At 68.0% G+C, this 12,407-nt stretch carries 15 protein-coding genes and 1 pseudogene; 9 read left to right on the top strand and 7 right to left on the bottom strand.

Annotated features, from left to right (window positions below; translation table 11 throughout):
- The first annotated feature begins 89 nt into the window (after positions 1-89).
- The 6 genes and pseudogenes from M1P99_RS01190 to M1P99_RS01170 all read left to right on the top strand — a co-directional run bounded on the left by M1P99_RS01190 (position 90) and on the right by M1P99_RS01170 (position 3,745).
- Positions 90-350, top strand: a complete 261-nt coding sequence (locus M1P99_RS01190) for a hypothetical protein (RefSeq protein ID WP_304450845.1) — start codon at positions 90-92, stop codon at positions 348-350.
- Positions 347-1,615, top strand: coding sequence for an AAA family ATPase (locus M1P99_RS01185; protein ID WP_304450844.1), 1,269 nt, complete (start codon positions 347-349; stop codon positions 1,613-1,615). The genes M1P99_RS01190 and M1P99_RS01185 overlap by 4 nt, the downstream gene beginning before the upstream one ends.
- A 331-nt stretch (positions 1,616-1,946) precedes the next feature.
- Complete coding sequence (locus M1P99_RS01180) at positions 1,947-2,240, top strand: hypothetical protein (protein WP_304450843.1); 294 nt, start codon at positions 1,947-1,949, stop codon at positions 2,238-2,240.
- A gap of 9 nt (positions 2,241-2,249) precedes the next feature.
- On the top strand, positions 2,250-2,990 hold the full coding sequence (locus tag M1P99_RS01175; RefSeq protein WP_304450842.1) for a hypothetical protein: 741 nt from the start codon (positions 2,250-2,252) through the stop codon (positions 2,988-2,990).
- Between the two features lie 62 nt (positions 2,991-3,052).
- A pseudogene (locus tag M1P99_RS28605) lies at positions 3,053-3,328 on the top strand (multiprotein-bridging factor 1 family protein); the annotation flags it as partial.
- A gap of 198 nt (positions 3,329-3,526) precedes the next feature.
- Positions 3,527-3,745 (top strand): hypothetical protein, encoded by a 219-nt coding sequence (locus tag M1P99_RS01170; RefSeq protein WP_304450841.1) that lies wholly within the window; start codon positions 3,527-3,529, stop codon positions 3,743-3,745.
- 576 nt (positions 3,746-4,321) lie between these two features.
- Here the strand turns inward: M1P99_RS01170 and M1P99_RS01165 are convergent.
- From M1P99_RS01165 to M1P99_RS01145, 5 genes are all read right to left on the bottom strand, one after another.
- Entirely contained in the window at positions 4,322-4,555 is a 234-nt protein-coding gene (locus tag M1P99_RS01165; protein WP_304450840.1) for a hypothetical protein, read from the bottom strand.
- A gap of 73 nt (positions 4,556-4,628) precedes the next feature.
- Positions 4,629-5,816 carry a helix-turn-helix transcriptional regulator gene (locus M1P99_RS01160; protein WP_304450839.1) on the bottom strand — a complete coding sequence of 396 codons (1,188 nt, stop codon included), beginning with the start codon at positions 5,814-5,816 and terminating at the stop codon, positions 4,629-4,631.
- A 118-nt stretch (positions 5,817-5,934) separates the two neighbouring features.
- Positions 5,935-6,198 carry a hypothetical protein gene (locus tag M1P99_RS01155; RefSeq protein WP_304450838.1) on the bottom strand — a complete coding sequence of 88 codons (264 nt, stop codon included), beginning with the start codon at positions 6,196-6,198 and terminating at the stop codon, positions 5,935-5,937.
- A gap of 165 nt (positions 6,199-6,363) precedes the next feature.
- The gene (locus M1P99_RS01150; RefSeq protein ID WP_304450837.1) at positions 6,364-6,558 is read right to left on the bottom strand and encodes a hypothetical protein; all 195 of its coding nucleotides are present in this window, start codon (positions 6,556-6,558) and stop codon (positions 6,364-6,366) included.
- 76 nt (positions 6,559-6,634) lie between these two features.
- Complete coding sequence (locus tag M1P99_RS01145; protein ID WP_304450836.1) at positions 6,635-7,222, bottom strand: hypothetical protein; 588 nt, start codon at positions 7,220-7,222, stop codon at positions 6,635-6,637.
- A 206-nt stretch (positions 7,223-7,428) separates the two neighbouring features.
- On the opposite strand from M1P99_RS01145, the gene M1P99_RS01140 reads away from it, so the two are divergent.
- Positions 7,429-8,631 (top strand): IS110 family transposase, encoded by a 1,203-nt coding sequence (locus M1P99_RS01140; protein ID WP_304450835.1) that lies wholly within the window; start codon positions 7,429-7,431, stop codon positions 8,629-8,631.
- A gap of 231 nt (positions 8,632-8,862) precedes the next feature.
- Positions 8,863-9,585, top strand: coding sequence for a hypothetical protein (locus M1P99_RS01135; protein WP_304450834.1), 723 nt, complete (start codon positions 8,863-8,865; stop codon positions 9,583-9,585).
- 156 nt (positions 9,586-9,741) lie between these two features.
- Here M1P99_RS01135 and M1P99_RS01130 read toward each other — a convergent pair whose 3' ends face one another.
- A complete protein-coding gene (locus tag M1P99_RS01130) occupies positions 9,742-10,509 on the bottom strand; it encodes a hypothetical protein (RefSeq protein ID WP_304450833.1) in 768 nt (255 codons plus the stop codon).
- 651 nt (positions 10,510-11,160) lie between these two features.
- Between M1P99_RS01130 and M1P99_RS01125 the strand changes: the two genes are divergently transcribed.
- Positions 11,161-11,988: a hypothetical protein gene (locus tag M1P99_RS01125; protein WP_304450832.1), complete on the top strand. Its 828-nt coding sequence runs from the start codon at positions 11,161-11,163 to the stop codon at positions 11,986-11,988.
- On the opposite strand, the gene M1P99_RS01120 is transcribed toward M1P99_RS01125, so the two are convergent.
- Positions 11,985-12,293, bottom strand: a complete 309-nt coding sequence (locus M1P99_RS01120; protein ID WP_304450831.1) for a hypothetical protein — start codon at positions 12,291-12,293, stop codon at positions 11,985-11,987. The two genes, M1P99_RS01125 and M1P99_RS01120, sit on opposite strands and share 4 nt — an antisense overlap.
- Positions 12,294-12,407 lie beyond the last annotated feature (114 nt).

Raw genomic sequence — 12,407 nt, 5'->3', positions numbered from 1 at the left:
TTGTTGAGCTCCACTGCCCCAGCTACGGCAGGCAGCCGTTCACGGCCGCAGGCGTGCCCACCATCCCAGGGGCCCACACCAGCGGGTCCATGCCGCGCGTCACCGGCCACGTCGTCCTCCTCGTCGGCGACGCCGTGCGCATGGACTCCTTCGACGCCCACATCACCGCTCAGGCCCTCGTCCACGCGGACGCAGTCACGATCCACGGCCGCGACCCCGAAGGCGTGCGCCGCATCCAGGCGGCCCTCGACACTGCCCTCGAAGAGGCTGCAGAAGAGGCATACCGCGATGCGCTGTGGCGGGCGGACCTGCCCACCGAAACTGCCCGAGACGAGGATGCCGCAGCGTGACCGAACTCAACCCGGGCGCGTTCTGTGAGCAGTGCGGAAACATGGAACGCGCCCACCAAGACGGGTCCCAGGGGCACGCGTTCACGCCCCGGGCAGGCGGCGGTGCGCTCGTACCCTTCCCCGGCGCGGAGACGGCCAGGGGAGGCGCCGCTGCGCAAGAAGATGAGCGGCGCCTGATCCTCACTCCCGCATCCGAGATCCGGATGCGCAAAGTCCGTTGGCTCTGGGACACCACGCCCGAGGACGCTCCGCCCACCTCACACGGGCGCGTTCCCATGCACTCCCTGTGCATCGCCGCGGGCGGCCCGGGGGTTGGAAAGTCGCAGTTCGCGGTCTGGATGGCCGCTCGAATCACGACCGGCACGATGCCCGGGGAGCTGTACGGCAAGCCCCGCAGCGTCATCTACGCCGCCAGCGAGGACTCCTGGTCGTTCACCATCGCGCCCCGACTGGTCGCGGCTGGTGCTGACCTCGAACTCGTGTTCCGGGTCGACGTCGCCGACGACCAGGAAGCACACACCCGCCTCACCTTGCCCGTAGACATTCAGCGACTGGGCAAGGCCGCGGAGGAGTACGGGGTCGGTCTGCTCATCGCAGACCCGCTGCTGTCCCTCATCGACCGCCGCATCAACGACTACAAGGCCGCAGAGGTCCGCCAGGCCCTCGAACCGCTCGTGGCGACCGCGGACAAGCACGCGTTCACCATCCTCGGACTCGCGCACTTCACGAAGGCCGGCGACGCGGACCCGCTCAACCGCATTGCTGGGTCCGGTGCCTTCGGCCAGCTCATCCGCTCCGCCATCGTGTTCTCACGTGTCGAGGACCCCGAGGGAGACGGCCCCGGGTTCGTCATGAGCTTGGAGAAAAACAACCTCGGGCGCCTCGATCTGCCCTCGTATGAGTACACGATTCAGCCCGTGACCGTGGACATCCCGGGCGACGAACCCGCGTATCTGTCCAAGTTCGTACTCGGGCCCGAGGCCAGCACAACCGTCAAAGAGCAGATGCTCAACGGCGCACGCCCCGACGAGGAACGCGACGCGACCAGCGAGGCCGCGGAGTGGCTCGCCGGGTACCTCGCCGACGTCGGGGGTGCGGAGACCCGACCGGAGATCAAGAGGGCCGCGAAGGTGGCCGGCCTGAGTGAGTCGGCTGTGGAACGCGCCCGGAAGAAGCTCCGCATCCGTAGCAAGACGTCGGGCTTCGGCAAAGAACGCGTGGCGACCTGGTACCTGCCGGATGCGTTCCCCCAGGAGACCTCATGAGCGCTCTCCCATCACACCCTGACAGCTATGACGCTTATGGACCCCGACCTGCACTGATGCATAGCTGTCACGTGACTCCTATGGCGACACCTATGCACCCGCCATAGCTGCCATCCGTGTCATAGCTGTCACCCATAAGTGTCAGAAGAAACCGCAGGTCAGACACATAAATACCAATACTTTCAATCTCTTGTGATTAGGGGGACCGGATGAGCGACAACCCGCGCCGTCAAGTCCGCCCGGTCGTCGAGGAACAGGACCTACCGCGAACCACCCGCGCACCTCCTTCCAACCCTGACCACCAGCCATCCGCATACGAGAGGACCCACTGATGAAGAGGATCACCGCACCCGCCGGGGCCGCTGCCCACGGCGCGTTCAACCCGTTCGGCGACGAGCCGCACACGTGGTTCGTGGACGGCGTCGCCTATGTCGCTGACGACTCGCCGCTGCTGACCTACTTCGCTCGCAAGGGCTACGCCATCGACGACGACGCCACGCCCCCCCCGAGCGACTACACCGACCGCGCGGCCGCCATGGCGGGCGAGACCACCGTGCACGGCGCCGGCGACTCCCAGGACGCCATGGAACCCAACCGCCGATACACCAGCTACCGCAACCTCTAGGAGCACAGCATGTTCAACGTCTACGGCGCACACTCCGCCCTCAGCCGCCTCCGCAAGATCCGCAACGAGGAGCTGCCCGCGGTCCGCAGGGACTACTTCGAGGCCGCGGACCAGTCCATCCCCGACGCCCACCACCTCACCCAGGAAGGGCACGACACCCGCCGCAAGGAACAGCGCGCCGCGGCCCGCGCCCGTGCCGATGCCCGCATGGACCAGTTGGAGGCTGAGTTCACTCTGGCGCTGGACACGGTCCGCGCCTACGCCCGTGGCGCCCTGGCCCCGTCGGACGACCCCACCAGTGCCCTCCTGGCGGACCAGCGCCAGGGCCACGCCTGGGAGCGCAGCCGGCGACTCCTCGAATCCGGGCACAACGTCGCCAGCGTCATCAGGAACGCTCCCGACGCCGACACCGTCCACGCCCTGCGTGCGGAGCTGTCCGCCTGGATCAGCGCCCAGAACGGGCCGACGCGGCAGACCCTGGGAGGGGAGGCGTCCGACTTCTCCCCGCTCATGCGCAGCCTCGACGAGAAGCTAGTCGAGCACGTCAGCGGGGACGCCCGGACGCTCCTGCGGGCGCGCCTGGAAGCCGACGCCCTCGACCCCGGGGCACGGGAGTCCTTCAAGGCCATGCGCTCGACCGTCGAGCAGCACAGGGGGAGCCTGGGCGGCGCCCTCGCCGTCCGCATGGCTGACCAGCTGGCCGGCCTGACCGTCGATGCCATCGAAGGCCCCGACGACGCCGCCGCATAGAACCACCACCACGGGCCGCCCCGAGACCCGGGGCGGCCCACCGAACACCCAGGGGGCAGACGATGGTTCTCGCGCGAGAACACACCAGCACTCCCGCGCACGTGCGCGCGTTAGGCGCCCATGTTGTGAACGACCGGGCGAACTTCGCTGAGGCTGTCCCCAGCGACGACGAGCGCGAGCACCTGGCGTCCACACTTGGTAAGGCTCTGCGGGACATGCGCGCCGACCGCGGCCTGTCTACCCGGTCCCTGGCCGAACGGTCCGCGCTCGCCCGGTCGACCGTCAGGCGGTTGGAGTCGGGGGAGCGCAGGCCCCGTCCGGTCGTGTTGGAGGCGATCGCCTACGGGTTGGATCACAAGGCCCCTGAGCCGCTGTGTGCGGTCCTCAGAGAGGCTGCGGGAGCCTCGCTACGCCCCGACACCCCAGCGGGGCGCCGTCGCCACGCCAGGCGCCTACGTAACGCGCTCAGGGCCGCTGAACTCCGACGTGCCCGGGTCTACCGCGCCGCTGCGGCGATGTCCTCTGCGTGGTTGGGAGTGATTACCTCCTCTTGGCCCGAGGTCACCGCATCGTTCGTCAACGACGCCGAAGCGATGGACGCTGCCATCGTGCGGATGGACCGGGCCAACGCCCTGGCGGACCGGCTCGAACACGGCGCCAAGGCGGCGCGCTCGTGGCTGCGGGAAGCCGAACACCCGCTCGACCTTCAACGAATCCGCTACGCCGAATCGAGCATCGACTATGCCAACCAGTGACCGCACCCGTGCGGAGCTCTTGGAGTGGGCGCGGAAGTTCCGGCGCGCGGAGCACGAGCGCAAGGTTCGTGCCGGCCGTGCCAAGCCGCGGAACTGCCGAGAGGTGGACATGTTCGCGGTCGACTTGCTCGGGCCGCGCGAGGAGCCGGACGCTCCCGATAAAACCTGACCTCCGATAAGCGCGTTTACCGGAGGTCAGAAACGGTCGATAACCGTACATAGCACGCGGCGAAGGTAGACCACTCCGAACGCCTGGATTGGTCTACCTTCTGACCTGCGGAAATGCCAATGAACGTCTCACGAGAGGGTCATACCGAACGGCCCGCACTGCGCCACGGCTCCGGAAGCTTCTCACCTCCGCGCAAGAGTCGATCGAGCTCACTCAGTAGCCGGTCCGCATCCCGCAATGCTTCGTAGGCCTCCCCTGCGTGCCGGGGCCGCATCCGCAGCACCTCGGACAACTCGTCGTACACCTCGGTGCATCCGGCCTACGTCGAGGCAACCGCCCGCCTTCGACCAAGCGCACGGGACGCTCGGCTCGTCGAGGCGCAGTCAGCCGTGTGAGCTCTTCGAGGGTCACAGCGCCTCCCGCTGGAACGGGACCGCCACACGATCCCCCGGCGCACGCAGCTTCTCCTCCAACGCCGCGGCGCTCTCCTCCATCAACGTCGGCTCAGAGCAGACCCGTTTGTCTCGGGCCGTTGCGATCCAGTACCGGCCCTCAACCGACCGCCACAGCGCATACTCGTCTCCGAACTCCGACCGGAGCCGTTCAAGCTCCTGTTGATCCTGCTTCGTGGTGGTGTCCATGGCGTCGAGCATCGGCGCCCGCGGCCGGTGACACGAGTACGACCAGTGGTGACAACCCGATCCGTCACCACAGTCACCGGCCCCCGCCCGCCTCCAACGCCAGCCGCTCCCGGTAGTCCACCACCAGGCGCTCACCCCGGTAGCGGTTCTCCAACTCCGAGAGCAGGCCGCGCGCCCAGGACGTCAGCGCACCAGACCGGCGCTCGGACTCGAACGCCGCTTCCCCCAAGGACACAGCCTCGTCCAACGCGCCCCGACGCGCCGCGAGGATGCCCAGATTCAGACGGGCCGTAGCCAACCTCATGGGCCGGTACTCGCGCTGGTACCGGTCCGCCATCTCCGACGCGTACTCGCCAGCGGCCTCGTCCCACCCCAACCAGGTGTACGCCGTCGCTTCATGGCTGGTGAGCTTGTCAGGGTCGAACACGAAGTGGTGTTCGGGTTGGTCCGTGGCAGGCAACTGGGCGAGCATCTTCCCGGCCTCACCGAGCAGCCGGTGCGCGTGGTCGTCACCCAACTTCGCTGACGCCTTGGCCTGCTGAACGAGGAGTTGCACACCACCGCTGGACACCCCGGCGTGTGCGCGGCCGGCCTCAGCCGCGGTCACCACCGCCTGGTACCGGCCCTCGGACAGCGCGAACCACGCGGTGATCTCATACGCCCACGCGACGATCTGGCCGTGCCCGGCCTGCTCGCCCAACTGGTGCGCCATCTTGCGGGCGGTCTCCGCGGCGAGCCGGTCGCCAACGTCAAAGTGCACGCACCCAAGGAGCGCGGACAGCCATCCCACGTGGACGAGGAGCTCCCGGTGTTCAGCGAGGGTGGTGCGGCGCTCCAACAGCCCCAGGGCGTGTCCCATGAGCTTCTTGGAGCGGTCCCGCAGGACCGGCCCCGGGGCGGTCGGGTAGTCGCGGCAGAGTTGATCTACGGCGCTCCCGAGGACGTCGAGGGTGCCTGCCCCGAGCTCTGAGGTTTCCGCGCGCCGCATGAACTCCAAGACCTCGCCGGTCTCTGCCAGGTCGTCGGACGGAGGTGGTGCGTCGACCAGGGCGACGAGGTTCCCGCCGGCGTTGAGCTCCTGGTCGACGGCGTCAGCGAGCGCGGGTGAGGGACGCTGCTTCCCTGCCAGCACACGGGATAGGTATGCGTGGTCGAACCGGGTACGGCGGGCGAGTTCACGCACGGACACGCGCTGTTCGGCGAGGTGGGCACGGACGGTTTCACCGAAGGACGCCGGCACTGCGGGGGTAGGCTTTGGCATGAGGGCTCCGCCTTGCTGATCGGGTCGCACCATCAGCGTATGGCGGGGCCCTCGCCGTGTCAGGGGAGCGGCCGTGTTGTGACTGGGCGCCCGACCCGCACGGGCGCACGGCGAACCATCAACCGAGCTCGGCGATCAGGCGCTCTGCCTCCGCGCGACCTTCCGGCGTCAAACCATCAAAGAAGTGGACCGGACCGAACGCGCCGGGCTTCACCCCACGCAGCCACCCCTTCTCCTTGAGCCACAGAAACGCTGACTTGATGCGGTACTCGGACAGAGACGTCTTGGTGACGACCTCAGCTGGCGTAATGGGGAACGGGGCATGGGCCCGAGACTGCTCGATGTGGTAGATGGCCACGAGGACCTGTTCTTTCTTCTCCATGTGGCTGATGATCCATCGCACTTCCCCAGTTGATGGCACGCAACGCCGGGGTGTCAGCGAGGGGCGCAGGATAGCCACATGCGGACGAGAAACCGAGGGGGCGAGGTCGGTATGGGCGGAAGGTCCCCGAACACGCAGAAGGCCCCTCCGAAGAGGGGCCAACGTTCAGTCCGCAGGCGGGTCCTGGGCAACTTCCGACATCGCATTCCGAACCGGGTCCACCTGTTCGGCCACAGGCTTCTGGACGCCCTCGTTGACGACCTCTCTGTCCTCATTCGAGATGGACTGATCCGTGTGGAGCACGTGGTCATGGAGGCCGTCCATGATCTCGTCCTTCACCGGTTTCATGCTTTCGCTCATGCCGCCACCGTAGAACTCGGTAGGTCAACGCAGGACAAGGACTATCCCAGGCCCGCGGCCGGAAGCGGATACTCAGTCACTTGTCCCCGGGTACCTCGGACAGTCCGTCGCGGTGATGCAACCGCCAGCGCACACCGGACTCATCGGTGAAGTACACAGAGATGTCTTGCTCATCGACTTCCTTCAGCCAGTACAGCCGGGCGAAACCACCAGCGGTGACGGCATTCAGCGGCGGCGCGGACATACGCCGCTCTCCTTGCACGATGCCGCATCGGATCGGTGCGTCACCCGAGGTCGCGGTGATGTCGCGAATCGGTCCGTCGCTGTTGTTCGCGACGACCATCCTGGTAGTGAGTCCGCTGGGGTGAAGTCCAGAGCCTTTGAGGAACGCGAGGATGAGGGGCTCGTCGTCATCGCCGGGTCGCCATCCACGGAACAGCCTGAGGCGGACCGAGCGAGCTTGCTGCTGTCGTTGACGATCAGCCTCGTTGCGCCGCCACGCCATCTCGTCGTTGAGCGCCTTCGTGGTGGCCACGAGAGCTTCGTCCTGCTTCTTGGAGAGCCTGACGGTGGCGGACAAAGCCCCGTACTGCTTGATGATAAGGACGAGCGCGACGACCAGCGTTCCGACACTGCCGATCGCGGCGAGCCATTCGGGGGTCATGGGGGCTCCGTAAGTTGTTAAGTGGCCCGGGAGGGCCGGGTGTGGCTGATGGGGGCTTGCCTTCAGTGGCTTGCCAGGAGTGGCCGCCCGTCCCTCCGGGGCGCTCCGATCGCTGATTGAGATCTGCGCACGAGTCGCTGTTTACGGAGATGACGACGGGGTGTTCCACGGGCCGACGGCATGACGTCGAACGCCTGGAGGAGCGGATGGAACCCTCGCGTCAACGAGTCTGGGTCGGCATCGACGCGGGCAAGGCCCACCACTGGGCCACCGTGGTCGACGACACCGGCACCACCCTGTGGTCGAGCAAGATCGCCAACGACGAGAACTCGATCCTGGACGCCCTCGTCGAGATCCTGGCCCTGGCCGACGAGGCCGTGTGGGGCATCGACATCTGCGGCACCGCCTCGGCTCTGCTGCTCGCGCTGCTGGCCGCGCACGGCCAACAACCCCTGTACGTGCCCGGACGCACCGTCAACCGGATGGCCGGCGCCTACCGGGGCGAGGCCAAGACCGACGCCCGCGACGCCTATGTCATCGCCGAAACGGTGCGCCACCGCTGCGACTTCGCGCCCATCGACGTGCCCGCCGAGACCGTGCGGTCCCTGGCCGTGCTGACCGGCTACCGCAACGACCTGACAGCCGACCGGGTGCGGGCCGTCAACCGGCTGCGCGACGCTTTGTGCTCGATCTTCCCCGCTTTGGAGCGCGCCTTCGACTACTCCGGCGCCAAGGGGCCGCTGGTGCTGCTCACCGGATTCCAGACCCCTCGCGCTCTGCGCAAGATCGGCCGGGCACGGTTGGGGACCTGGCTGCGCAAGCGGGGTGTGCGCAGCGCCGAGTCGATCGCTGACAAGGCGATGGAAGCGGCCGCTTCCCAGCGCACGCAGGTGCCCGGCGAGGCCGTGACCGCGTCGATCGTGGCGGACTTGGCCCGCCAGGTCTTGGACCTGGACGACCGGCTCAAGGACACCGAGAAGCAGATTCGCGAGGTCTTCCGCGAACTGGACGCCGCGAAGATCATCGAGTCGGTGCCCGGGTTCGGTCCCGTCCTGGGGGCGGAGTTCATCGCCGCCGCCGGTGACCTGACCGCCTACCGGGACGCCGGGCACCTGGCTTCGGCTGCCGGGTTGGTGCCGGTGGCCCGGGACTCCGGGAGACGGACCGGTAATCTGCACCGGCCCAAACGCTACAACCGGGCTTTGCGCAGGGTGTTCTTCATGTCCGCGCTCTCGGCGCTCAAGGTCGAGGGGCCCAGCCGGGAGTTCTATCAGAAGAAGCGGGGCGAGGGGCTCAAGCACGTCCAGGCGGTGATCGCTCTGGCCCGGCGCAGGGTGAGCGTGCTGTGGGCTTTGTTGCGGGACGGGCGGGTGTTCACCCCCGTCCCACCGGTCCCGCTGGCGGCTTGACAACTTCATTGAGACTCCTTGGGGGTGGGGTTTCCCCGATCTTGGCACGCCCGACGGTGGCGCGGCATGAGAAGATCCAACCGAAGCCGGGTCTCGCCACAGTGGCAGGGGTAATCCCTCGACCTGCTCGCGCCGCAAGATCGTCTATGTGCGGCAAGGCTTCGTCGGACATGAGGTCAAGACTGGTCGCCGACAGCTACCGCATCGCTCGCAGGTGGGTAGTCCGCCGGTATGAACCCAGAACGCGGCATCCGAGTGTGGCCAGCCGACGGACCCGTGACTCTCCAGTGGCGCGCAAATTTGGGAGCGGAAGTTGGCCTCGACGACATCATCCGCCATCTCGGTTCCCTTGATGCCCTGCTTGAGCTAGCTCAGGAAGTTGCTGAGGAACAAGTCCGGAGCGAGGTGACCCATCGGCTGTTGCGTATGGTCGCTGATGCGGATCGAGGCCTCGTAAGCGAACTTCATTGGGCAGCGGAGAGTTTTGGTTTTGATGTCGACGCGTTGAAGAGCTTCCGGCACATCGGGTATCCGTCGATGTCGGTCCTTGGAGCCCAATATTCCGTGTCTCAGGCACTGAGCGGGATGGTGGAAGAGCGCGTGGCACGGACAATGTCATTCGCACCCGTCGTGAAGCGCGTCACATACTCAAACCCCATCGAGACGTGGATCGATGCCCTCCCTGCGGTACTCCAAGCGTTCACAGTCTTGCTCCCCACGGTTCTTGGTGCGGTCAGGCAACTAGGTGAGGGAAAGAGCCGTCGGAAGATTGAGGATGCAGTCACTCAGGACCTCCTCAGCAACGGAGGTCTGGAAAACCTTCCTCACCATGTGAAGCTGGGCATCGCACTGGGCCTCAAACCGGAGGACTATCAGTACCTCGCCAACGGCGGGATTGTGGAGGACCAACCGGAACCGGAAGTTCCCGAGGGGGATGAGCCTGAGGAGACGTAGCCGCCAGTACATGCTGTGCTCCGGTGGTGTCTCTAATCGGTCTAGCCGCTCTAGATCGCAGCTCACAGAGGGTCTGGGGACCTAGACAGGGGGTCTAGTTCTAGGCCCTCAGACCCTAGAACTAGACCCCCGCCAGACAACGCCGTAGACCCCCGATCACACCCGGTCGAGGGTCTCCTGCACACGGTCACGCCGGTACCCGTTCCTGTTCCGGCCGTCGAGGTCGACCTGCCCGGGGATCAACCCCAACGGCTTCACGGTCGCCGCGAGCTTCGCCGCATCCCACCCGATGTACTCGTCGGAGATCGCGGCCAGACGCCCCAACAGGTCCGCGGTGTGGACGCCCTTCGGATGCACCATCGCTTCCAGGATCGCCGTCAACAACCGCACCTCGGGCCGGTCCGCTGTCGCCGGAAGCGTCCCCGCCTCCCTGCGCAGCTCATACGGCCGGTCCGCCAACGCCTGCAACTCGCCCCGGTCCGGGTCGATGAACGCCGCCCGCGTCTGCGCAGGCGTCGAACCCTCCGCGAGCAGGTAGCCGGCGCCCCGCTGGTCCGGCTCGAACAGCGCAGCGGAGTAGCCGTGGCCCGACCAGCCCGAACCGAGGATTGTGTCCGATGCCGCCGGGGTCGTGCACCGCAGCGCCCACCGGATCGACAGGATGTCCCGCAGCCGGGTCGGCACCACCTCCGCCGCGGGCCGCTGAGTGATCACCCCCGTGATGATCCCGGCCGCGCGGCCCCGGCCGACGATGTCCGCGAGCATCACCATGAACTTCTCGTTCGACTTCTTGTCCCCGCCCGCAGACCAGTACTGGACCTCGTCGATGTGCACGACGATCGGGTGGAGGTCGTGCCGTTCCGCGATGTCCTCGGTGACCTTCGGGACCCCGAGCTTGCGCAGGAGCCCGTACCGCCGGTCCATCTGGGACGTCGCCGACGTTGCCGAACATTGGGGCGTCAGCCCGCAGACCATCCACAGCTACCGTTCGCGCAAGCGGGGGGAGATCCCCGCGCCCGACAAGACCTTCGGTCGGTCGCCGGCATGGAAGCCCGAGACGATCATCAACTTCGAGCGGCCAGGCCGCGGTGCCCGGACCGACCTCAAGTAGCCAGAGAGCACGACGGCCCCGGCCGGTGGACGCACCACCGAACCGGGGCCGTTCTGTGTCAGGAGTAGGGGAGTGCTCGGGCATCGGCCGCGCGCCTTCCGAGAGGGGCGGTCGGCCGTCACGCCCGTCCCGGAACCATCCCGGATGAACCCCAGACTTGCCCGGTCAAGCCGGGTCTAAGCGGGAATACGAAAGCGCAGGTCAACCGCTATGCGATTGGTATCTGCGCAGGTGGGGGAGGGTGTACCGTCATTATCCGGCTTACCGGCCGACTCCCTCCCTCACACCCCTGTGACCTGCGGCGCAGCGAGCGAGAGTCGGCCGTGTTCGCTCCTCGTTTGCTCCGGCCGTTCTCGTGGAGCCGGTGGCAGGCCAGGACCGAGGTGCGGACCATCACGCCCGTGCGGTGTGCGTGGTCGCCCGGATCTGGTCGGGTGGGCGGCACACCCTCGGGAGGTGGAGCGGTGAGCGGTAGTGAGGCGGGCGAACTGTTCAGGGACGACCCCGTGGCACGGCCCCTGACGTATCCGGGCACGGTCCCCGGCGCCTCGGGTGTCCTCCTGGGCGATGCCTACCTTGCGCTGCGGCCCGAGGCCGACGAGCCCGTGGCCGACTGGGCCGTGGAGTGCGCGGGGGAGCGGACGGCGTTGGCCGGTGTGCTGGCACGGCTGGGCCGGGCCCCCATGGCGGACCGGCGCCCGGTCCTGGCGGTGGGGTCCAACGCCGCGCCCGCCCAGTTGCGGCGCAAGCTCCGCTCCCGGTCCCCGGACTCTGCCGTCCCGATGGCCGTGGCCCGCGTGGACGGCATCGCGCCGGGCGTCTCCGCGCACGTGAGCCGTCCGGGCTACGTGCCGGCGGCTCCCGTCGTGGCCCCTGGCCGGAGCCGCCTGTTGGTCCTGTGGCCGGACCCGACGGAGCTGGAGGTGCTGGACGCCACCGAGCCCAACTACCGGCGACGGCCCCTGTCCGTGGCCCGGCATCCCGTCACGCTCGCCTCCGGCGTGCGGCTCCCGTCGTGCTTCGTCTACGTGGGCAGGCACGGCTGCCTGGTCGACGATGGGGGTCGGCCGAGGAGGCTGACCGGCCAGGCGGCCCTGATCCGGGCCCTGCTGGCGGAGTCGGCCGCGCTCCGCGGTCTCTGCGGAACCACGCCCGAGGAGTTCGTGGACCGTGTCAGGGATCCGGGGGTGCGGGAGGCCGTGAAGCTGCTCCTCCGAGACGAGGGGCGTGTGGCCGTCCAGCCGGAGGACGCCTGGCCGCCCGCCCGCCGAGGGGGACCGCCCGAGTCCTAGGTTGCCGGGCGCAGGCGGGCCAGGTCGCCGGGGGCCTGGGCCAGAAAGGCGTCGGGGTCGATGTCCTGGTCTTCGACGCGGTACCCGATCTCCGTGAACCCCGGCCCCGTGGTCAGGTTCGCGCCGCGCAGGACCTCCTCCGCGCGCCCCCTGGAACGGCCCCTGGCGAACCACCCCGGGTCGAGGTAGACGACCACGTCGGCGGTGGTGCCGCCGACGGTGACACTGCCCAGGCGCGTGCTCGTGTACTGCCGCCCGGTGGGCAGGGTGCGGGTCGTCCAGTCGGCTCTGGTGGTGCTGGTCATCGGTGTCCCCTCTGTCGCCGGCATGGCCGCCGGGGCGAGGGAACGGCCCTCCCCCGGCAGCACGCAACGTACAGCAGGTCGGGTGCGGTTCGCGATCGGGTACGGCGCTACAGC

Source organism: Nocardiopsis sp. YSL2, from assembly GCF_030555055.1.
GTDB lineage: Bacteria > Actinomycetota > Actinomycetes > Streptosporangiales > Streptosporangiaceae > Nocardiopsis.
This window is presented reverse-complemented; position numbering and strand designations above follow the sequence as displayed.

Bases quoted from the DNA above. Each gene is read 5' to 3' on its own strand.
- M1P99_RS01190 (WP_304450845.1), top strand. From the start codon at position 90: ATGCCGCGCGTCACCGGCCACGTCGTCCTCCTCGTCGGCGACGCCGTG.
- M1P99_RS01180 (WP_304450843.1), top strand. From the start codon at position 1,947: ATGAAGAGGATCACCGCACCCGCCGGGGCCGCTGCCCACGGCGCGTTC.
- M1P99_RS01175 (WP_304450842.1), top strand. From the start codon at position 2,250: ATGTTCAACGTCTACGGCGCACACTCCGCCCTCAGCCGCCTCCGCAAG.
- M1P99_RS01165 (WP_304450840.1), bottom strand. From the start codon at position 4,555: ATGGACACCACCACGAAGCAGGATCAACAGGAGCTTGAACGGCTCCGG.
- M1P99_RS01160 (WP_304450839.1), bottom strand. From the start codon at position 5,816: ATGCCAAAGCCTACCCCCGCAGTGCCGGCGTCCTTCGGTGAAACCGTC.
- M1P99_RS01155 (WP_304450838.1), bottom strand. From the start codon at position 6,198: ATGGAGAAGAAAGAACAGGTCCTCGTGGCCATCTACCACATCGAGCAG.
- M1P99_RS01150 (WP_304450837.1), bottom strand. From the start codon at position 6,558: ATGAGCGAAAGCATGAAACCGGTGAAGGACGAGATCATGGACGGCCTC.
- M1P99_RS01145 (WP_304450836.1), bottom strand. From the start codon at position 7,222: ATGACCCCCGAATGGCTCGCCGCGATCGGCAGTGTCGGAACGCTGGTC.
- M1P99_RS01140 (WP_304450835.1), top strand. From the start codon at position 7,429: ATGGAACCCTCGCGTCAACGAGTCTGGGTCGGCATCGACGCGGGCAAG.
- M1P99_RS01135 (WP_304450834.1), top strand. From the start codon at position 8,863: ATGAACCCAGAACGCGGCATCCGAGTGTGGCCAGCCGACGGACCCGTG.
- M1P99_RS01130 (WP_304450833.1), bottom strand. From the start codon at position 10,509: ATGGACCGGCGGTACGGGCTCCTGCGCAAGCTCGGGGTCCCGAAGGTC.
- M1P99_RS01120 (WP_304450831.1), bottom strand. From the start codon at position 12,293: ATGACCAGCACCACCAGAGCCGACTGGACGACCCGCACCCTGCCCACC.